We start from the raw sequence: 17,312 nt of genomic DNA on the forward strand, positions 1-17,312 counted from the left end.
TTCGGTGCATCCGATACGCGCCACGACCTCGCGCAGATCCCACGGCTGCTCGCCGACTTCGACTTCGCGGTGAACGAGGAGTGCGGCCAGTACGACGAATGCGCGCGCCTGACCCCGTTCGTCAAGGCGGGCAAGGCGGTCTTCCACGTGGAGTACGGGGAACCGACCAGCGCCTTCTGCGCCGAGTCCCGGCGGCTGGGTCTGTCGTCCATGCGGAAGAAGCTCGACCTGGGGGTGTGGCGCGAGCCCTGCTGACGGCGGCGCGGGCCGGGTCAGCGGACGACGTCGAAGACGTTCTTCTGCACGCCGTTCGAGTAGACCTCGTGCTCGACCAGCTTCAGCTTCTGGGTGTCCTTGTCCGAGGCGCTGAACAGCCGCTTTCCCGCACCGAGCAGCAGCGGGTAGACGAGCAGGTGGTATCGGTCGATCAGGCCCGCGTCGGACAGGGCGTGGTTGAGCGCGGCGCTGCCGTGGACGATGACCGGGCCGCCCTCGGTCTCCTTCAGGGCGGCGACCTCGTCGAGCGAGCGCAGGATCGTGGTCTCGCCCCAGTTCGACACCAGGTCACCCTCGGCGAGCGTGGTGGAGACGACGTACTTCGGCAGCGTCCGGTAGTGCGCGAACTCCGCCATGTCCGGCCACACCGGGCTGAACGCCTGGTAGCTGGCCCGGCCCAGCAGGACCGCGGCCGACTCCTTCTGCTCCCGCTCCTTGATCTCGAAGGCCTCGGGAGCGAACTCGACGTCCTTGAAGGTCCACCCGGAGTTCCGGTAGCCGGGCTCGCCGCCCGGGCCCTCGACGACACCGTCGAGAGAGATGAAGGCAGTGCTGATCAGGGTACGCATCGGGGTTTCCTCGCCGTCTCGGGTCTGGTGCGGTTCTCCGCGGTACCAGCCTCCAACCGACAAATAAAATTGTCAAGGAAACTCATCTTGTCGGTCGATCGACCCCTTGCGGGATTGGTGGAATTTTCAACCAACTCGGTCTGTTGTCAGCGCCGAAGGAGGTCAGAGTGGACACGACGTACGACACGGCATACGACACGCCGTACTACGACCAGGGAACCGCCGCCGAACGGTGGGCGCGGGCCCAGCTGTTCTTCGACGCCGAGGACTACGCGGGCGCGGCCCGGGTGCTGGCCGGGCTGGTCGAGGAGGCTCCGGAGCAGACCGGTCCCCGGCTGCTGCTGGCGCGGTCCTACTACCACTCGGCCCAACTGCGCCGCGCGGAGGCCGAGTTGCGCGAGATCGTCGAGCGCGACCCGGTGGAGCACTACGCCCGGCTGATGCTGGGCCGAACGCTCCAGCGGCAGGCCCGGCACGAGGAGGCGGAGCCGCATCTGCGGATCGCCTCGGCGCTGGCCGGGGACTTCCCGAAGGAATGAGCAGTGACCGAAGAGGGCCCCCGGATCTCCGGGGGCCCTCCGGCCGTCACAGCGGGGTGGCGGCTTGCAGGACCAGGAACGCGAGGCCGACCGCGGTGAACGTGGCGGGCCGGCCGCCGGCCGGCCGGGCGACGGGTCACGCGGTGAGCGGCAGGACCAGGGGCAGGAAGACGAAGACCCCCATGGGCGGTCAGTCCTCCGTACCGCCGTGGTCCGCGGGCGAGACGTTCCGAGTGTTCACCAGGCCCGGTCCGGCGGCCTCCAGCAGGGCCCGCAGCACCTGCTCGTCACCGGGCGGCAGGGCGGTGACGAAGCTGGTGAGCACGGCCTCACGGTCCCGTTCGCCGTCGAGGAGCCGGCGCATCCGCAGGGCGGCGAGCCGGGCCACGTCGGCGGTGGGCGTCCACAGGAAGGAGCGGCCGTGCCGCTCGCGGGCGACGACGTCCTTGGCGAGCAGCCGGGTCAGGATGGTGACGACGGTGGTGTAGGCGAGGTCGCCGCCGAGCCGCTCCTGCACCCAGGCGGCGGTGACGGGCCCGCCGGCGTCGCGCAGCGCGCCCAGCACCTGGCCCTCGAGCTCCCCCTGCCCCCGCCGGGCCCGCGCCATGGTCCCCGTCTCCCTCCGGCGTCAGCGTGTCTGTCCACGCTACTTCACGCCGGCGCCCCGCCCGTAGGACCGCTGCCCGCCACGGTGCGCGATCTCGCCGAGGACGATGTCCACGGCGAGGAAGGCGGCCAGCGGGATCCCGAGGAGCGGCACGAAGTAGCCGAGGACCGCGATCACCGCCATCGCCGGGACGAGCAGGTACGGCGGGACCTCCGCCCAGGCCCCGCGCGGGATCGGCCGGCCGAAGGACGAGCCGCGGCCGCGCTGCCACCACATGCGGTAGCCCCACAGGATCAGCAGGATCAGGGAGAGCGCGAGCAGGGCCAGGGCGAGCTGGTTGACGAGGCCGAAGAGGATGCCGGTGTGCAGGTCGATGCCCCAGCGGGTGAGCTTGGCGAGCAGCGGGTAGTCGGCGAACCTCAGGACGTCGGTCACCTCGCCGGTGCTCGGGTCGACGGCGACGGAGTCCTGCTTCTCGGGCCAGCTGCGCTGCACCTGCCTGACCACGTAGGCGCTGTTCGCGTCGGCGGGCGGGACGATCTCGACGGGGTCGCCGAGCCCCTCGGCGCGGGCGGCGGCGAGCACCTTGTCCAGGCCGACGCCGTGCTCGGCGTCCCCGCCGGTCCCGGCCGCCGTGCCGTGTCCGGCGTGCTCGCCGCCGCTCGCGGCCGCCGCCGAGACGGACGGGGTGGCCTGGCCCAGGGAGGTGCGCAGTTCGTCGATGTTGGCGCCGGCGTAGGTGGACCAGGTCAGGCCGGTCGCCGAGAGGAAGACGAAACCGGCGGCGGCCCAGACGCCGACGGTGCCGTGCAGGCCCAGCGTGCGCCGCCGCCCGCTGGTGCCGCGCACCTTGCGCAGCGCCCGTCGCCGGGAGAACCAGAGCACCAGGCCGCCGCCCGCGATCACCCAGAGCCAGCTCGCCGCGAACTCGCTGTAGAGCCGCCCGGTGTCGCCGAGATGGAGGTCGCGGTGGAGTTCGTCGATCCAGGTGCGCAGCGGGAGTGCGCCCGTCGAGCCGTACTGTTCGAGCGCGCCGCGCACCTTGCCGGTGTACGGGTCGACGAACACCGCGAGGGTGTGGTCCGGGTTCACGCCCGCGACGCCCGAGAGCAGCACCCTGGTGGTCGCGTCCGCCTCGGGCGCCGGGCGTATCGCGGAGACCGTGCCCTCGGGGTGGGCCTTGCGGGCGGCGGCGACCTGCTCGGAGACCGGCAGCCTGGTCTCGCCCACCGGGACGGTCAGCTCATGGGCGTACATCAGCTTCTCGGCCTGGAAGGAGAAGGCGTACAGCAGGCCGGTGGTGGCGGCGACGAGCAGGAAGGGGGCGACCAGGACGCCGGCGTAGAAGTGCAGGCGCAGGACGAGGGGGCGCAGCGGGGCCCAGCGGCTCGGGGACGCGGCCGGGACGGTGGGTTGCGGGGCCTCGTCCGATGGGGGTCCCCCCGATCGGGCGGAGCCGGGATTGGGGGAGGTCGAGGAAGCGGTGGGCATCGGCGGGCTTCTCCGGGGACTCGGGGCTGAGCGGTGACGGTCCAGTAGTCGGAGGGCGCGGGGCCCGAGTTCCCGGCATTCGAAGTGACCCGTGTCACACTCGTCTCCATGGCATGCTGGCGCGATGGCATCTCCCCGTGATCGCGCACCCCTTGCCGAACGGGTCGAGGAACTCCTCGGCCTGGGCGGCCCGTTGCCCATCGTCGCGGCCGGCGACCCGGTCCTGCGGCGTGGAACCGAGCCGTACGACGGCCAGTTGGCCCCGGCCCTGCTGGCCCGGTTCGTCGAGGCGCTGCGCGTCACCATGCACGCGGCCCCGGGCGTGGGCCTGGCCGCGCCCCAGGTCGGCGTCCCGCTCCGGATCGCCGTGATCGAGGACCCGGCAACGGTGCCGACGGAGGTCGCGGCGGCCCGGGGCCGGGTCCCGCAGCCGTACCGGGTGCTGGTCAACCCGGCCTACGAGCCCGTCGGCACCGCCCGCGCCGCGTTCTTCGAGGGCTGCCTGAGCGTGCCGGGCTGGCAGGCGGTGGTGGCCCGGCACGCGAGCGTCCGGCTGACCGGCGCGGACGAGCACGGCCGCGCGCTCGACGAGGAGTTCACGGGCTGGCCGGCCCGCATCGTCCAGCACGAGACCGACCACCTCGACGGCATGCTGTACCTGGACCGCGCGGAGCTGCGCTCACTGTCGTCGAACGAGGCGATGGCGGCCCGCTGGACCCAGCCGACTCCGGCGACGGCGGCAGAGGAGCTGGGCTTCGAACTGACCTGAGCGCACAGCGCCCCGTCAGGGGCGCGGGGCTGTATCCGATATGCGGCTTCGCCGCGTGGGCGCGACCAGCCCCCACCGGCCCGCAGACGACCCACGCGCCCCTTCCTCGCCCTTCGGCCCTAGCCCCGGTACGCCTCCAACAGGCGCAGCCACACCTCGCTCAACGTCGGATAAGACGGCACCGCATGCCACAACCGGCTGATCGGCACCTCCCCGGCCACGGCGACCGTCGCCGAGTGGATCAGCTCGCCCACCCCCGGCCCCACGAACGTGACGCCGCGCAGGATCTCCGCGTCCAGGTCGACGACCATCCGGGCGCGCCCCTTGTAGCCGTCGGCGTACAGTCCCGCCCCGGCCACGGAGGAGAACTCGACGTCGACGGCGCGCACTCGGTACCCGGCCTGCTCCGCCTCCGCGAGGGAGAGCCCGACGGCCGCCGCCTCCGGGTCGGTGAAGACGACCTGCGGTACGGCGTGGTGGTCGGCGGTGGCCGCGTGCGCACCCCACGGCCCGTCCAGGACCGGCGTGTCCGCGGCGCGCGCCGCGATCGCCGCGCCCGCGATCCGGGCCTGGTACTTGCCCTGGTGGGTGAGGAGCGCCCGGTGGTTGACGTCCCCGACGGCGTAGAGCCAGTCGGTGCCCTCGACCAGGAGCGTGTCGTCGGCCGACAGCCAGGACCCCGGTTCCAGGCCGATCGTGTCGAGGCCGATGTCGTCGGTGTGCGGGACGCGCCCCGTCGCGTAGAGGATCTCGTCGGCCTCGATGCGGTCACCGGTGTTGGTCACGGCCACCACCGTGCCGTTCTCGCGGGTCACCGACTCCACGGAGGTGCCGATGCGGACGTCGACGCCGGCCTCCTTCAGCGCCTCGGCGACGAGTTCGCCGGCGAACGGCTCCATGCGGTTGAGCAGGCCCTTGCCGCGGACCAGGAGGGTGACCCGGGAGCCGAGGGCCTGCCAGGCGGTGGCCATCTCGGTGGCGACGACACCGCCGCCGACGACGACCAGCCGGCCGGGTGCCTCCTGGGCGCTGGTGGCCTCGCGGCTGGTCCAGGGCTTCACCTCGGCGAGGCCGGGCAGGTCGGGCAGCTGGGCGCGGGTGCCGGTGGCGACGGCCACCGCGTGCCGGGCCGTGAGGGTGGTGAGGGTGCCGTCGGGGCCGGTCACGGTGACCGTGCGGGGTCCGGCGAGCCGGCCGTGGCCGCGGTACAGGTCGGCGCTGATGCCGTCCAGCCAGGCGACCTGACCGTCGTCCTTCCAGTTCGAGGTGAAGTAGTTGCGGCGGGCGAGGACCGCCGGGGTGTCGAGGGGGCCCTGGACCGCCTGGGCGAGGCCGGGCAGGCGCCGGGCGTCGGCCTGGGCGATGACCGGGCGCAGCAGGGCCTTGCTGGGCATGCACGCCCAGTACGAGCATTCGCCGCCGACGAGTTCGCTCTCCACGACCGCGGTGGTGAGGCCGGCCGCACGGGTGCGGTCGGCGACGTTCTCCCCCACGGGCCCGGCCCCGAGCACCACGACGTCGTAAGCGATGGATTCCGTTTCCGTCATGGGGTCAGTCTTGCCGGTGGTGTGCGCCCGGGCCACACGGGTAGGGGCGGAATACCTGCCCGGCCGGACATGTTGTGCGGACGGTTCCGTCCCGTCCCGGGGCGCCCCCCACGTCAGGAAGAGGGAAGCACGCATGAGCAGCACCGTGGAACTCACCAAGGAGAACTTCGACCAGATGGTCACCGAGAACGAGTTCGTTCTCATCGACTTCTGGGCGGCCTGGTGCGGCCCGTGCCGGATGTTCGCCCCGGTCTACGAGAAGGCCGCGCAGGACAACCCCGACCTGGTGTTCGGCAAGGTGGACACGGAGGCGCAGCCGGAGCTGGCCCAGGCCTTCGGCATCCAGTCGATCCCGACCCTGATGATCGTGCGCGACCAGGTCGCCGTCTTCGCGCAGCCGGGCGCCCTGCCGGAGGCCGCCCTGACGGACGTCATCGGCCAGGCCCGCAAGCTGGACATGGACGAGGTCCGCAAGAGCATCGCCGCGCAGCAGGGCAGCGCTCAGGCCGAGTGAGACCCCCTGACGGAAGTCAGGGGTCCTGACAGGCACGAGAACCTGACAGGCATCAGAAGGGGTACGGTGCCACCTCCCCGCGTACGGTCGTCCACCGCACGTCCGTGAAGGCCTCCAGGTTGGACTCGCCGCCGAACCGGGCTCCGGTGCCGGAGGCGGCGACTCCGCCGAAGGGGGCCACGGCCTCGTCGTTCACGGTCTGGTCGTTGATGTGGACGATGCCGGTGGGGATGCGCTCGGCGAGGTCCAGGCCGCGAGCGGCGTCCCGGGTGACGATGCCGAGCGAGAGACCGTAGGAGCTGTCGGCCGCGAGGGCGGCCGCCTCGTCCGCGTCGGCGAAGGCCCGGACGGGCGCGACCGGGCCGAAGACCTCCTCGGCGTAGGCGGGGGTGCGGTCGTCGACCCCGGTCAGGACCGTCGGCCGGTAGAAGAGGTCCTCGTGGGTGCCGCCGGCGGCGAGCCGTGCGCCCCGGGCGGTGCTGGACTCCACCAGGCCGTGGATCTTGGCGAGTTGACCGGCGTCGATGATCGGGCCGAGGTGGACCTGTTCGCGGTACGGGTCGCCGACGGCGAGCGAGTCGGCCTTGGCGGCCAGGCGTTCGACGTACTCCTCGACCAGCGAGGCGTGCACCAGGTGCCGTCCGGTGGTCATGCAGATCTGGCCCTGGTGGAAGAAGGACCCCCAGGCGGCCGTGGAGATCACCGCGTCGAGGTCGGCGTCCTCCAGGACGATCAGGGCGGAGTTGCCGCCGAGTTCGAGGTGGGCGCGCTTGAGAAGGCGGCCCGCGGCCTCGCCGACCGCGCGGCCCGCGGCGGTCGAGCCGGTGAAGGAGATGACCGGCACCAGCGGGTCCTCGACCAGCGCCGCGCCGACGTCGGCCCCGCCGGGCAGCACGTGCAGCAGCCCCTCGGGCAGTCCGGCCTCCGCGAACACCGCGGCGAGCGCGAGCCCGCCGCAGACGGCGGTGCGCGGATCGGGCTTCAGAAGGACCCCGTTGCCGAGGGCGAGGGCGGGCGCGACCGAGCGGATGGACAGGATCAGCGGCGCGTTGAACGGCGAGATCACCCCGACGACACCGACCGGGACCCGGCGGGTGTACGACAGCCGGGGCGCCTCGCTGGGCAGTACCTGGCCGGCCGGGCGGGAGGCGAGGGCGGCGGCCTCGTAGCACTCCTGGGCGGCGACATGCAGTTCGAAGTCCGCCTTGCCGGGTATGGAGCCGGACTCACGGACGATCCACTCGCGCAGTTCGTCGGCGTGCTCCGTGAACAAGTCGCCCGCCCTGCGCAGGACTTGGGCCCGGACGAAGTGCGGTGCGCGGGCCCAGTCGCGCTGCGCGGCGCGGGCGGCCGTGGCGGCCTTGGCGACGTCCGCGGGGGCGGCCAGGGCGACCGTGCCGAGCGTGTCGCCGGTGGCGGGCTCGGTGACTTCGTACTGCGCGCCGGACAGGGCGCTGGCCTGCCAGGTCTTCGGGTCGGGCAACGGCATGACGGCTCTCCGATCGATCACCGGGATTGCGCGGCCCACGGCACGCCCATGAGCCGTTTTGGTTGAGCGCGCAACATCCTAGTCAGGGGGCCCGGAAAAGCACCGCCCCCGACCAGGGTCGCCCATCAGCTGGACTCGCGCTGGACCACCGAGGCGCCGAGCGCCGGGTGGATCTCCGGTTCGCCGCCGGGGTCGCGCACCACGCGGTCGACCAGTTCGGCGAGGTCGCGGCCGGAGGGCAGGTCGATGTGGATCGTGGAGAGCCGGGGCCGCAGCAGCCGGCCGAGCATGAGGTCGTCGGCGCCGAGGACCGCGGTGTCCTCGGGGATGCGGACGCCCGCGTCCTGGAGGGCGCGCATGAAGAGCATCGCGTACTCGTCGTTGTACGCGAACACCGCGTCGATCCCCGACTCGCGCCAGCGGGCGGCGAGTTCGGCCGCGGACTGCTCGGTGTAGCCGAGCGGCAGCCCGGTCACCTCGGCGTCGGTGCCGCGCAGGGCCTGGCGTACGCCTTCGAGGCGTGGCCGCGCATACATCTCCAGGCCGGCCACCTCGGGGACGATCACGCCGATCCGGCGCCTGCCGCGGGCATACAGGTGGCTGCCGGCGCAGCGGCCGACGGCGTCGTTGTCCATGAGCAGGGCGTGGGCGCCCTCGACGCGTTCGGGGCCGAAGGTGACCACGGCGCGGGCACCGGCCCGCTTGAGGATCGCGACGCCCTCGGGGCCGAGTTCGGCGTCGGGAACCAGCACGGCGACCGGCCTGAGCTCGGCCCAGGCGCGGGCGGCCTCGTCACCGCGCAGGCCCGCGGTGCCGTACTGGACGACCGTGTAGTCGAGGCGGCTCAGGGCCCACTGGAGTTCGTTGATGAACTGCCCGTACAGCGGGCCCATCGGGATGGCCGGGGCGGGCATCAGCACCATCCGGCTGTGGCCGGCGCGCAGGCTGCGGGCGGCCGCGTGGGGGACGTAGCCGAGTTCCTTCGCGGCCTCGTGGACCCGGCGGCGGGTGGGCTCGCTGATCCGGACGGCACTGGTGTTGTTCAGGACGTAGGAGACGGTCGCGCGGGAGACGCCCGCCAGGCGGGCCACATCGGCGCTCGTGGGGACCGAGCGCGGGACCGGCGACGCTGCCGAGGGCGGTTTCGGGATGTGCACCATGACGTACGGCATCTTGGCAGAAGCCCGGGGAGGGGGGACCGGCGGGGCAAGGTGGTTGAGGGTTCGACGAGTTGAGACCTAGATCATCCGAAGCGCGGGCTCGTCGCACCACCTGATGAGCCGACTCGTCACGCCATCCGATCAGCAGGCTAGTCGCATCGTCGGAATCACGCACGCATGGACGAACACGTTCGTCCCGAACTTGTTCGCAACGAACATGTTCGTTACAGTGGAACGCATGCCAGCAACTCCCCGTTCCCGTCGGGAGCGTCCCGCCAAGCCCGCCCTGACCAGGGAGGGCATCGTCGCCGCCGCCGTGGAGATCCTGCGCGCCGAGGGCCTGCAGAAGGTCACCATGCGGCGCCTGGCCCAGGAGCTCGACACCGGCCCGGCCTCGCTGTACGTCTACGTCCGCAACACCGCCGAGCTGCACGCGGCGGTCCTGGACGAGCTGCTCGGCACCGTGGGCCCGGCCCCGGCGGAGGGCGGCTGGCGGGAGCGGCTGGAGCAGGTGCTCGTCGCCTACACCACGATGCTCCTGGAGCATCCGAGCCTGGCCCGGTCCGCGCTGACCTCCTGGCCGAGCGGCCCGCACTACCTGAACCTGATCGAGACCCTGCTGGGCCTGCTCGACGAGGGCGGGGTGCCGCGCGAGCGCGCCGCCTGGGGCGTCGACCTGCTGCTCCAGCGCGCCACCGCGACCGCCGCCGAGCACGCGGGCGGGGCGTCCCAGGAGGACTGGGACTCCCTCGGCCGGGCGCTGGGCGAGGTGTCGTCCCGTACCCATCCGCACATCGCCGCCGCCTCCGGGGCCCTTCTGTCGGGCGCGCCCGAGGCCCGCGTGTCCTGGGCGTTCCAGGCCCTGATCAACGGCATCGAGCACACCGCCGTACCCGAACCCCATGACTAGGAGACCCTCATGTCCACTCCCCACCACCCCGTGACGATCGTCGGAGCCGGACTCGGCGGGCTCACGCTCGCCCGGGTGCTGCGGGTGCACGGCGTCGAGGCGGCCGTCTTCGACCTCGACGCCTCCCCCGCGGCCCGCACCCAGGGCGGCATGCTCGACATCCACGACGACACCGGCCAGGTGGCACTGCGCGCGGCCGGGCTGCACGACGCGTTCCTGGCGCACGTCCACGCGGGCGGCGAGGCGACGCGGGTGCTGGACAAGGACGCCCGGGTCCTGCTGGACCAGCCCGACGACGGCACCGGCGGACGGCCGGAGATCGACCGGGGCGAGCTGCGCCGGCTGCTGCTCGGCTCCCTGCCCGAGGGCGTGATCCGCTGGGGCGCGAAGGTCACCGGCGCCCGCCCGCTCGGCGGCGGCCGGCACGAGGTGACCCTGGAGGACGGCGGCTCCTTCACGACCGATCTGCTGGTCGGCGCGGACGGCGCCTGGTCCCGGATCCGCCCGCTGGTCTCGGCCGCGGTGCCCGCGTACACCGGGATCTCGTTCGTGGAGACGGACCTGCCGGACGCGGACGTACGGCATCCGGTGAGCGCCCAGGTGGTCGGCGGCGGCATGCTCTTCGCGCTCGGCGCGGGCCGGGGTTTTCTCGCCCACCGGGAGAGCGACGGCAGCCTGCACGTCTACACGGCGGTGGAGGCGCCCGAGGAGTGGCTGGACGGGATCGACTTCAGCGACGCCGATGCGGCCAGGCGGGCCGTGCTCGATCATTTCGACGGCTGGGACAAGAGCCTGCGGGCCCTGGTCGCGGACGCCGAGGGCACACTGGTGCCGCGGCGGATCCACGCCCTGCCGATCGGTCACCGCTGGGACCGGACCCCCGGGGTCACGCTGCTCGGCGACGCCGCGCACCTGATGTCGCCGTTCGCCGGCGAGGGCGCCAACCTGGCGCTGATCGACGGCGCCGACCTGGGCCTCGCGCTCGTGGCACACCCGGACGACCCCGAGGCCGCCCTGGCCGCCTACGAGGAGAAGATGTTCGCGCGCGCCGAACGGTCCGCGGCGGACTCCGCCCAGGGCGGGGACGTGCTGTTCCGTGCCGACGCGCCGCGGGGCCTGGTCGACATGTTCACCGGCGGCCGGGCGGAGGACGGCGGGTCGGCTCCGTCCGCGTGACTCAGCGGGTCGGCGCCGTCCGCGTGACGCGGTCGACCAGGTCGGTCCAGCCGGCCTCCAGGCGCTCCATCGGCATCCCGCACTGCCTGGTCAGATGGTGGATCTGGGCGGGGTCGAGATACGCGAGGAGCGTCTGGGCCAGCAGTTCGCAGTCGGCGCCGGGCTCGATCTGCCGCAGCAGCATGGTGATGTGCGTGCGCAGCGCCTGGATCGGCGGATTGGCATAGCGCCGGGTGGGCTCGGGCTGGGCGGCGAGCTGGAGGTCCAGCTGGTCCGCCGAGCGGTAGAGCACCGCGACGCCGAACGCCCGGAGCCGGTCGACCGGCGGGGCGCCGGGGCCGAGGGGCGGCGGGCCGCCCAGGAAGTCCGCCTGGAGCTGCCGCGAGGAGTGGTCGAGCAGCGCCATCAGCAGTCCGGTGCGGTCGCCGAAGCGGCGGAAGACCGTGCCCTTGCCCACCTCGGCGGCCGCGGCCACCGCCTCCATGGTCACGCCGGCCACCCCGTGCTCGGCGATCAGCCGGGCGGCGGCCTCCAGCAGCCGGGCACGGTTGCGGGCCGCGTCGGCACGCAGGCACGGCTCCTCGGGAGCCGGCCCGACCTCGAGCAACTGCGGGGCGTCGAAGGGCTCCTGGGGCTGCGGGAGGGGCGGCAGGACGCTGGACATGAAGACAGCGTAAAGCATGGGGAACAGAACTGGACCGGAGTCCGCTTATGGTGTTAGAAATTAAGCGGACCTCGGTCCGGATTCGTAACGGCAGTGTTTCACCCCCCTGGAGTTCCCCATGTCTGTCCGCATCCTTGCGCTCGTCGGCAGCCTTCGTGCCGGTTCGCACAACCGCCAGCTCGCCGAGGCGGCCGTCAAGCTCGCCCCCGAGGGTGCTGTGGTCGAGGTCTTCGAGGGCCTGGCCGACATCCCGTTCTACAACGAGGACATCGACGTCGCGGACAGCCTCCCGGCCGCCGCCGCGAAGCTGCGCGAGGCCGCCCAGGCCGCCGACGCCTTCCTGCTCTTCTCCCCCGAGTACAACGGCACCATCCCGGCCGTGCTGAAGAACGCCATCGACTGGCTGTCCCGCCCGTACGGCGCCAGCACCTTCGGCGGCAAGCCGGTCGCCGTCATCGGCACCGCCTACGGCCAGTACGGCGGCGTGTGGGCGCAGGACGAGGCCCGCAAGGCCGTCGGCATCGCCGGCGGCAAGGTGATCGAGGACATCAAGCTCTCCATCCCCGGCTCAGTGGTCCGCTTCGCCGAGACCCACCCGGCCGACGACACCGAGGTCGCCGCCCAGCTGACCGAGGTCGTCGCCCGCCTGCACGGCAACGTGGGCGTGGCCGCCTGAGGCACCACCTGCCCAAGGCACCGCCCGAAAGGGGCCGGCACTTCGCCGGCCCCTTTCGCGTCTCCCGGGTCCCGCCCCGTCGGTCCCGCTCGTCGGTCCCGCCTCGTCGCTTCCGCCCCGTCACTCGATCCCGGCGAGCCGCTGGACGGCCGGAGCGGCGAAGGTCTCCATCCAACCCGAGGTCTCGCCCAGGCGCGGGGACAGGATGACGGTGTCGACGCCGAGCTTGGCGTAGCCCTCGATGTCCCGGGTGAAGGCGTCCAGGTCGCCCGCGGTGACCGGCTCGGCGCCGTAGGCGATGGTCTTGCGGATGGTGTCGTAGTCCCGCCCGACGGTGTCGCAGTGGCCGCGCAGCACCTCGAGCTTGTGCCGCAGCTCCTCCGGGGAGGAGGGGATGAGGTTGCAGGCGTCGGCGTACTGGGCGACCAGGCGCAGGGTCTTCTTCTCCCCCTGGCCGCCGATCATGATCTCGGGGTGCGGGGTGCTCACCGGCGCGGGAACGCAGAGCGTCTCGGCGAGCTGGTAGTACCGGCCCTCGAACGGGCCGTTGTTCTCCGGGTCCCACATCTGCAGGCAGATCCTGAGCGTCTCCTCCAGCCGCTCGAAGCGCTCCGAGATCGACGGGTAGGGCACGCCGAGTCCGTGGTGCTCACGGTCGTACCAGGCGGCGCCGATGCCCAGGGTGGCGCGGCCGCCCGACACCACGTCCAGGGTGGTGGCGATCTTGGCGAGGAGCCCGGGGTGCCGGTACGTCACACCGGTCACCAGGGCGCCGAGCTGCACGGTGGAGGTGCGGCCGGCGAGGTAGCCGAGGGTGGTGTAGGCCTCCAGCATGGGGTCCTCGGCGCCGCCGTTGAACTCCATCTGGAAGTAGTGGTCCATCACCGAGACCCAGCTCACGCCCGCCGCCTCGGCCGCGGCACCGGCGGCGGCGAGCTCGGCGCCGAGGGCGGGTCCGCCCCCGGGGTGGTTGAACCGGTTGATGTGCACACCCACACGCATGCCCGTTCTCCGTTCCGCGTTACGTCGTCTGCCTCCTCGACGCTAGGTCCTGGAGCACACTCGAAGTCAAGCCCGGCACCGGCGGTCCGACGTGTCGCGGGCACCTCCGCGGACCGGCACCCGCCGGATGGCGGGGAGCTTCCGCCGTCCGGCGGCCCCCGGGCATCACCCGTCCACACGGATCATGTGCGTACGAGCCGCAGCGCACCACCGCGAGGAGCCGCCATGACCGCCGTACCGCCCCCGTTCGACCCCGAGCTCTCCGCCGCCCTGGAGCTGATCAAGGACGTGATCTCTCCGGCGTTCACGATGGCGGACATCACCGCGATCCGGGAGGGCGAGGGCATCCGGCTGCTCGCCGAGCTGGACCTCACCATGGACGGGGCGTTCGAGGTGGCGGAGCGCACGGTGCCCGGCCCATTGGACGCCCCCGAGATCTCCCTCCTGATCTGCCGCCCGGTCGCCGCCTCCGCGCCCGGTCCGCTGCCGGTGATCTACCACGTGCACGGCGGCGGCATGGTGCTCGGCAACAACCGGGTGGGGCTGGACGTCCCGCTGGCCTGGGCGAAGGAGCTGGGCGCGGTGGTGGTGTCGGTGGAGTACCGGCTGGCGCCCGAGCATCCGCATCCGGCGCCGGTGGAGGACGTGTACGCCGGGCTGCTGTGGACGGCGGAGCACGCGAAGGAGATCGGCGGCGACCCGGAACGGATCGTGATCGTCGGCGCCAGCGCGGGCGGCGGCCTCACCGCGGCCCTGGCCCTGCTCCTGAGGGACCGTCAGGGTCCGTCCGTGATCGGCCAGATGCTCATGTGCCCGATGCTCGACGACCGCAACGACACCCCGTCCAGCCACCAGATGAAGGGCCTCGGCGTCTGGGACCGCACGTCCAACGACACCGGCTGGACCGCCCTGCTGGGCGAGGACCGCGGCGGCCCCGGCGTCTCCCCCTACGCGGCCCCGGCCCGCGCCACCGACCTCACGAACCTCCCCCCGGCCTTCCTCGACGTCGGCTCCGCCGAAACCTTCCGCGACGAGACCGTCGCCTACGCCTCCCGCATCTGGCAGTCCGGCGGCGTCGCCGAACTCCACGTCTGGCCCGGCGGCTTCCACGGCTTCGACGGGTTCGCCCCGCAGGCCGCCCTGTCCCAGTCGGCCAGGGCGGCCCACGTGGACTGGCTGCGCCGGCTGCTGGCGCGCTGAGCGGGGGTCAGCCGGTGGACACGGGCTGACGTGCGGGGGTCCGGCGGTCCGTCATCCGGTCGAGGTGGACCGCCACCGTGCCGTAGAACCGCTGTACGGCGTCGTCGACGCTGCGGATGAACCCGGTCTCGGCGCTTCCCCGGCCACTGCCCATGCCCTTGAGGAGCGAGAGCCGGAAGCCGGTGATCCGGGCACCGTCCGCCTTGGGCAGCAGGTCGGCCGGTTCGGGCCGGAGCCGTTCGAGCGTGCCGCGCGGTCCGGCGGTGTCGCCCTCGACCAGGGTCTCGATGTGCAGGTCGGCCGGCGCCTCCGCGAGGGACCGCACGAGCCGCTTGGCCCAGCTCAGCGGGTAGCCCTGCTCGGGGGCCGGCACCTCCAGGGAGGTACGGAGCCTGCCGGTGCGCAGATCGGCGGTGACCGCGAGGACGCCGGGCGCCCCCTCGATGCGCAGCTCGGCCTGGAGCCTTCCCTGGCTGCACAGCCGGTCGGCGAGGAGGCTGCGGCGCTCCCGTGGGTCCCGGCCGCCCCGGGAACCGCGGACCGGGAGCACCTTCTGGCCGAGTTCGCCGCCCAGGCCCAGACAGACCTGGCGGATGAGCCGTTCCCAGCTCTCCACCACGTCGAGCGCGCGCGGATCTCCCTCGCACAGGGTCTCGTCCTCGATGCCGTTGCGCACCGGGACCCACGCGGGGCCCATGTTCTGGAATCCGTGGCAGCCGGAGTTCTCGTGCTGGAGGTAGTGCAGCAGTTCCTGGAGGAGCCAGGCATGCGCCTTGTTGCCGACGCCCTCGTGCCGGAGCAGCATCCGGGCCTGGTGGGCTGCTTCGGCCCAGGAGAGGTGCCGCAGCGCCACCTTGTGCTTGCGCCGGCCGTCGATCTTGACGTCCACGAGCGGGCTGCCGTCGAGGGCGACGTCGTTCGACAGCGTGATCACGGCTTCGTAGCCGCGCCGGGCCGCGATGTCCATGTACGCCTGCACCTGGTCGGCCTTCAGGGCGTTGCCGTTGGTCTTCGTCTCGACCAGCGCCGTCCACAGCTTGCCGGCCCGCTCGACGCGCACGACTCCGTCGGGCCGCCGCGGGGTGTCGCCGTGCGGCAGGGACACCTCGGTGTACGTCTCCATGCGTCCGGCGGGTGCGCCGAAGCCCGCGGTGAGCCGCCGGCCGAACTCGGGTACCTGGGCCATCACCGACAGCAGGACCGAGGTGGCGCGTGTCTCGCGGTCCCGGTCGCTCTTGAGGGCGGAGACGGGGAAGAGCCGGGCCTCCCGCCAGGACTCGTTCTCCGCGAGGGACTTCCTGGCCGTCTTCGGCAGGGTGACCTTCTTCTTCGCCGTGCGGGGACGGGCGGCAGGCTTCTTCACCGCGGCCTCGTCCGCGGGCGGACGCGGCGCCGGGACGCCGTCCAGGTTCGGGGCCGGCTTCCCGACCTCCGGTACGGGGTCCGCGTGTTCGTCGTCGGCGGGGTCCGGCGGCGCGTCCTGAGGTTCGGCGTCGTCGTCGATGTCCACGCCGAAGTCGGTGGCGAGACCGGCGAGTCCGGCGGCGTACCCCTGGCCGACGGCCCGGAACTTCCACTCGCCCGACCGCCGGTACAGCTCCCCGAAGATGACGGCGCTCACCGCGTCGGCGTCCTCGACCGTGAACCGGAGCAGCGGATCGCCCGCCGCGTCGGCCAGTGTGACCGTGAGGTTCTCCAGTTCGCCGAAGCGCGCGTCCTGGTAGCGGCTCGCCGCGACGACCATCCGGTCGACGTCCTGCGGTACGGCGGTCAGGTCGAAGCCGATCCGGTCCTCGTCCCCCGTCTCCGTGGGCGTCTTGCCGAGCAGTTGCACGCTGCCGTCGGCTGCCACCGGGTTGTTGTAGAAGTAGAAGTCGCAGTCCCCGCGCACGGTGCCGTTCGAGCCGACGAGCAGGACCGACACATCCGCGTCGCCCTCGCCGCTCGGGCTGACCCAGCCCAGGCTGACGACGACCGAGCCCACGTTCTCGCTCAGGGCCGACAACGTGACATTCGACCCCTTCGCCATTTCCTGCATGAATCTCCCCCAGAAACCCCACCGTTGAGCGCGGCCAACTGTAGTGCGCACCGAGCTCGACGGTGACTTCGGTACGAAACCGACCGATTTTTTGCGACCCTGACCGATCGGGCGAGGGCGGTTGCGGAGGCGTCGGCCGATCGTCCATGCCCGGGTGTCTTCGGTCGCCGTTCGCGCGTCGGGGTGGGAGGAGCGGGGCCGGGACTCAACCCCCGTTCGCCGCCGCCTTCTTGATCGCCTCCCTGATCCTGGAGTAGGTGCCGCAGCGGCAGACGTTCTCGATGGCGTCGATGTCGGCGTCCGTCGGGTGCGGGGTGCGTTTCAGGAGGGCGACGGCCGCCATGATCTGGCCGGGCTGGCAGAAGCCGCACTGGGCCACGTCGCACTCCAGCCAGGCCTGTTGGACGGGGTGCAGGGTGTCGCCGTCGGCGAGGCCCTCGATGGTGGTGACCGCCCGGTCCGCGCAGTCGGCGACCGGGACCGTGCACGGCTGGATCTCCGCCCCGTCCAGGTGGCCGGTGCAGGCGCGGCAGACGCCCACCCCGCAGCCGTACTTGGGGCCGGTGACGCCGAGCAGGTCGCGCAGGACCCACAGGAGGGGCATGTCGGCGGGGGCCTCGACCGTCACCGGTTTGCCGTTGAGGACGAACGAATACGAACGCATCGGTGCCTTCTGGGAGTTGGG

At 72.6% G+C, this 17,312-nt stretch carries 17 protein-coding genes and 1 pseudogene; 8 read left to right on the forward strand and 10 right to left on the reverse strand.

Annotated features, from left to right (window positions below; translation table 11 throughout):
• Positions 1–18: 18 nt before the first annotated feature.
• A pseudogene (locus tag ABZ887_RS23430) lies at positions 19–255 on the forward strand (endo alpha-1,4 polygalactosaminidase); the annotation flags it as partial.
• 17 nt (positions 256–272) lie between these two features.
• Here the strand turns inward: ABZ887_RS23430 and ABZ887_RS23435 are convergent.
• Positions 273–845 (reverse strand): dihydrofolate reductase family protein, encoded by a 573-nt coding sequence (locus ABZ887_RS23435; protein ID WP_361292464.1) that lies wholly within the window; start codon positions 843–845, stop codon positions 273–275.
• Between the two features lie 167 nt (positions 846–1,012).
• On the opposite strand from ABZ887_RS23435, the gene ABZ887_RS23440 reads away from it, so the two are divergent.
• Complete coding sequence (locus tag ABZ887_RS23440) at positions 1,013–1,384, forward strand: tetratricopeptide repeat protein (protein WP_361292466.1); 372 nt, start codon at positions 1,013–1,015, stop codon at positions 1,382–1,384.
• A gap of 190 nt (positions 1,385–1,574) precedes the next feature.
• On the opposite strand, the gene ABZ887_RS23445 is transcribed toward ABZ887_RS23440, so the two are convergent.
• Both ABZ887_RS23445 and ABZ887_RS23450 read right to left on the reverse strand, forming a co-directional pair.
• Positions 1,575–1,991 carry a BlaI/MecI/CopY family transcriptional regulator gene (locus tag ABZ887_RS23445; RefSeq protein WP_361292468.1) on the reverse strand — a complete coding sequence of 139 codons (417 nt, stop codon included), beginning with the start codon at positions 1,989–1,991 and terminating at the stop codon, positions 1,575–1,577.
• 39 nt (positions 1,992–2,030) lie between these two features.
• Complete coding sequence (locus ABZ887_RS23450) at positions 2,031–3,482, reverse strand: PepSY-associated TM helix domain-containing protein (protein ID WP_361292470.1); 1,452 nt, start codon at positions 3,480–3,482, stop codon at positions 2,031–2,033.
• A 124-nt stretch (positions 3,483–3,606) separates the two neighbouring features.
• Here ABZ887_RS23450 and ABZ887_RS23455 point away from each other — a divergent pair, with 124 nt between their 5' ends.
• A complete protein-coding gene (locus ABZ887_RS23455) occupies positions 3,607–4,251 on the forward strand; it encodes a peptide deformylase (protein ID WP_361292472.1) in 645 nt (214 codons plus the stop codon).
• Between the two features lie 119 nt (positions 4,252–4,370).
• Here ABZ887_RS23455 and ABZ887_RS23460 read toward each other — a convergent pair whose 3' ends face one another.
• Positions 4,371–5,798: an NAD(P)/FAD-dependent oxidoreductase gene (locus ABZ887_RS23460; protein ID WP_361292474.1), complete on the reverse strand. Its 1,428-nt coding sequence runs from the start codon at positions 5,796–5,798 to the stop codon at positions 4,371–4,373.
• Positions 5,799–5,931: 133 nt separating this feature from the next.
• Here ABZ887_RS23460 and trxA point away from each other — a divergent pair, with 133 nt between their 5' ends.
• Positions 5,932–6,312 carry a thioredoxin gene (gene trxA, locus ABZ887_RS23465; protein ID WP_361292476.1) on the forward strand — a complete coding sequence of 127 codons (381 nt, stop codon included), beginning with the start codon at positions 5,932–5,934 and terminating at the stop codon, positions 6,310–6,312.
• Between the two features lie 52 nt (positions 6,313–6,364).
• On the opposite strand, the gene ABZ887_RS23470 is transcribed toward trxA, so the two are convergent.
• Together ABZ887_RS23470 and ABZ887_RS23475 are read right to left on the reverse strand one after the other, a co-directional pair.
• Positions 6,365–7,801 carry an aldehyde dehydrogenase family protein gene (locus ABZ887_RS23470; protein ID WP_361292478.1) on the reverse strand — a complete coding sequence of 479 codons (1,437 nt, stop codon included), beginning with the start codon at positions 7,799–7,801 and terminating at the stop codon, positions 6,365–6,367.
• Positions 7,802–7,926: 125 nt separating this feature from the next.
• A complete protein-coding gene (locus ABZ887_RS23475; protein ID WP_361292480.1) occupies positions 7,927–8,973 on the reverse strand; it encodes a LacI family DNA-binding transcriptional regulator in 1,047 nt (348 codons plus the stop codon).
• 226 nt (positions 8,974–9,199) lie between these two features.
• Here ABZ887_RS23475 and ABZ887_RS23480 point away from each other — a divergent pair, with 226 nt between their 5' ends.
• Both ABZ887_RS23480 and ABZ887_RS23485 read left to right on the forward strand, forming a co-directional pair.
• Positions 9,200–9,871, forward strand: coding sequence for a TetR/AcrR family transcriptional regulator (locus ABZ887_RS23480; protein WP_361292482.1), 672 nt, complete (start codon positions 9,200–9,202; stop codon positions 9,869–9,871).
• A gap of 9 nt (positions 9,872–9,880) precedes the next feature.
• Positions 9,881–11,047 (forward strand): NAD(P)/FAD-dependent oxidoreductase, encoded by a 1,167-nt coding sequence (locus ABZ887_RS23485; RefSeq protein WP_361292484.1) that lies wholly within the window; start codon positions 9,881–9,883, stop codon positions 11,045–11,047.
• Between the two features lies 1 nt (position 11,048).
• Here ABZ887_RS23485 and ABZ887_RS23490 read toward each other — a convergent pair whose 3' ends face one another.
• On the reverse strand, positions 11,049–11,729 hold the full coding sequence (locus tag ABZ887_RS23490) for a TetR/AcrR family transcriptional regulator (RefSeq protein ID WP_361292486.1): 681 nt from the start codon (positions 11,727–11,729) through the stop codon (positions 11,049–11,051).
• A gap of 100 nt (positions 11,730–11,829) precedes the next feature.
• Here ABZ887_RS23490 and ABZ887_RS23495 point away from each other — a divergent pair, with 100 nt between their 5' ends.
• Complete coding sequence (locus ABZ887_RS23495; protein WP_361292488.1) at positions 11,830–12,387, forward strand: NADPH-dependent FMN reductase; 558 nt, start codon at positions 11,830–11,832, stop codon at positions 12,385–12,387.
• A gap of 120 nt (positions 12,388–12,507) precedes the next feature.
• Here the strand turns inward: ABZ887_RS23495 and ABZ887_RS23500 are convergent, their stop codons facing one another.
• Positions 12,508–13,389 (reverse strand): LLM class F420-dependent oxidoreductase, encoded by an 882-nt coding sequence (locus ABZ887_RS23500; protein ID WP_361292492.1) that lies wholly within the window; start codon positions 13,387–13,389, stop codon positions 12,508–12,510.
• A 225-nt stretch (positions 13,390–13,614) separates the two neighbouring features.
• Between ABZ887_RS23500 and ABZ887_RS23505 the strand changes: the two genes are divergently transcribed.
• Positions 13,615–14,589 (forward strand): alpha/beta hydrolase, encoded by a 975-nt coding sequence (locus ABZ887_RS23505; protein ID WP_361292494.1) that lies wholly within the window; start codon positions 13,615–13,617, stop codon positions 14,587–14,589.
• A gap of 7 nt (positions 14,590–14,596) precedes the next feature.
• Here the strand turns inward: ABZ887_RS23505 and ABZ887_RS23510 are convergent, their stop codons facing one another.
• Positions 14,597–16,627, reverse strand: a complete 2,031-nt coding sequence (locus ABZ887_RS23510; protein WP_361292496.1) for a TerD family protein — start codon at positions 16,625–16,627, stop codon at positions 14,597–14,599.
• Positions 16,628–16,832: 205 nt separating this feature from the next.
• Positions 16,833–17,291, reverse strand: a complete 459-nt coding sequence (locus tag ABZ887_RS23515; protein ID WP_361292498.1) for a (2Fe-2S)-binding protein — start codon at positions 17,289–17,291, stop codon at positions 16,833–16,835.
• Positions 17,292–17,312 lie beyond the last annotated feature (21 nt).

It is taken from the genome of Streptomyces sp. NPDC047061 (genome assembly GCF_040643955.1).
Classification (GTDB): domain Bacteria; phylum Actinomycetota; class Actinomycetes; order Streptomycetales; family Streptomycetaceae; genus Streptomyces.

What these genes read in the sequence shown, in the direction of transcription:
- ABZ887_RS23435 (WP_361292464.1), bottom strand. Translation starts at nt 845, where the DNA reads ATGCGTACCCTGATCAGCACTGCCTTCATCTCTCTCGACGGTGTCGTC.
- ABZ887_RS23445 (WP_361292468.1), bottom strand. Translation starts at nt 1,991, where the DNA reads ATGGCGCGGGCCCGGCGGGGGCAGGGGGAGCTCGAGGGCCAGGTGCTG.
- ABZ887_RS23450 (WP_361292470.1), bottom strand. Translation starts at nt 3,482, where the DNA reads ATGCCCACCGCTTCCTCGACCTCCCCCAATCCCGGCTCCGCCCGATCG.
- ABZ887_RS23455 (WP_361292472.1), top strand. Translation starts at nt 3,607, where the DNA reads ATGGCATCTCCCCGTGATCGCGCACCCCTTGCCGAACGGGTCGAGGAA.
- ABZ887_RS23460 (WP_361292474.1), bottom strand. Translation starts at nt 5,798, where the DNA reads ATGACGGAAACGGAATCCATCGCTTACGACGTCGTGGTGCTCGGGGCC.
- trxA (WP_361292476.1), top strand. Translation starts at nt 5,932, where the DNA reads ATGAGCAGCACCGTGGAACTCACCAAGGAGAACTTCGACCAGATGGTC.
- ABZ887_RS23470 (WP_361292478.1), bottom strand. Translation starts at nt 7,801, where the DNA reads ATGCCGTTGCCCGACCCGAAGACCTGGCAGGCCAGCGCCCTGTCCGGC.
- ABZ887_RS23475 (WP_361292480.1), bottom strand. Translation starts at nt 8,973, where the DNA reads ATGCCGTACGTCATGGTGCACATCCCGAAACCGCCCTCGGCAGCGTCG.
- ABZ887_RS23480 (WP_361292482.1), top strand. Translation starts at nt 9,200, where the DNA reads ATGCCAGCAACTCCCCGTTCCCGTCGGGAGCGTCCCGCCAAGCCCGCC.
- ABZ887_RS23485 (WP_361292484.1), top strand. Translation starts at nt 9,881, where the DNA reads ATGTCCACTCCCCACCACCCCGTGACGATCGTCGGAGCCGGACTCGGC.
- ABZ887_RS23490 (WP_361292486.1), bottom strand. Translation starts at nt 11,729, where the DNA reads ATGCTTTACGCTGTCTTCATGTCCAGCGTCCTGCCGCCCCTCCCGCAG.
- ABZ887_RS23495 (WP_361292488.1), top strand. Translation starts at nt 11,830, where the DNA reads ATGTCTGTCCGCATCCTTGCGCTCGTCGGCAGCCTTCGTGCCGGTTCG.
- ABZ887_RS23500 (WP_361292492.1), bottom strand. Translation starts at nt 13,389, where the DNA reads ATGCGTGTGGGTGTGCACATCAACCGGTTCAACCACCCCGGGGGCGGA.
- ABZ887_RS23505 (WP_361292494.1), top strand. Translation starts at nt 13,615, where the DNA reads ATGACCGCCGTACCGCCCCCGTTCGACCCCGAGCTCTCCGCCGCCCTG.
- ABZ887_RS23510 (WP_361292496.1), bottom strand. Translation starts at nt 16,627, where the DNA reads ATGCAGGAAATGGCGAAGGGGTCGAATGTCACGTTGTCGGCCCTGAGC.
- ABZ887_RS23515 (WP_361292498.1), bottom strand. Translation starts at nt 17,291, where the DNA reads ATGCGTTCGTATTCGTTCGTCCTCAACGGCAAACCGGTGACGGTCGAG.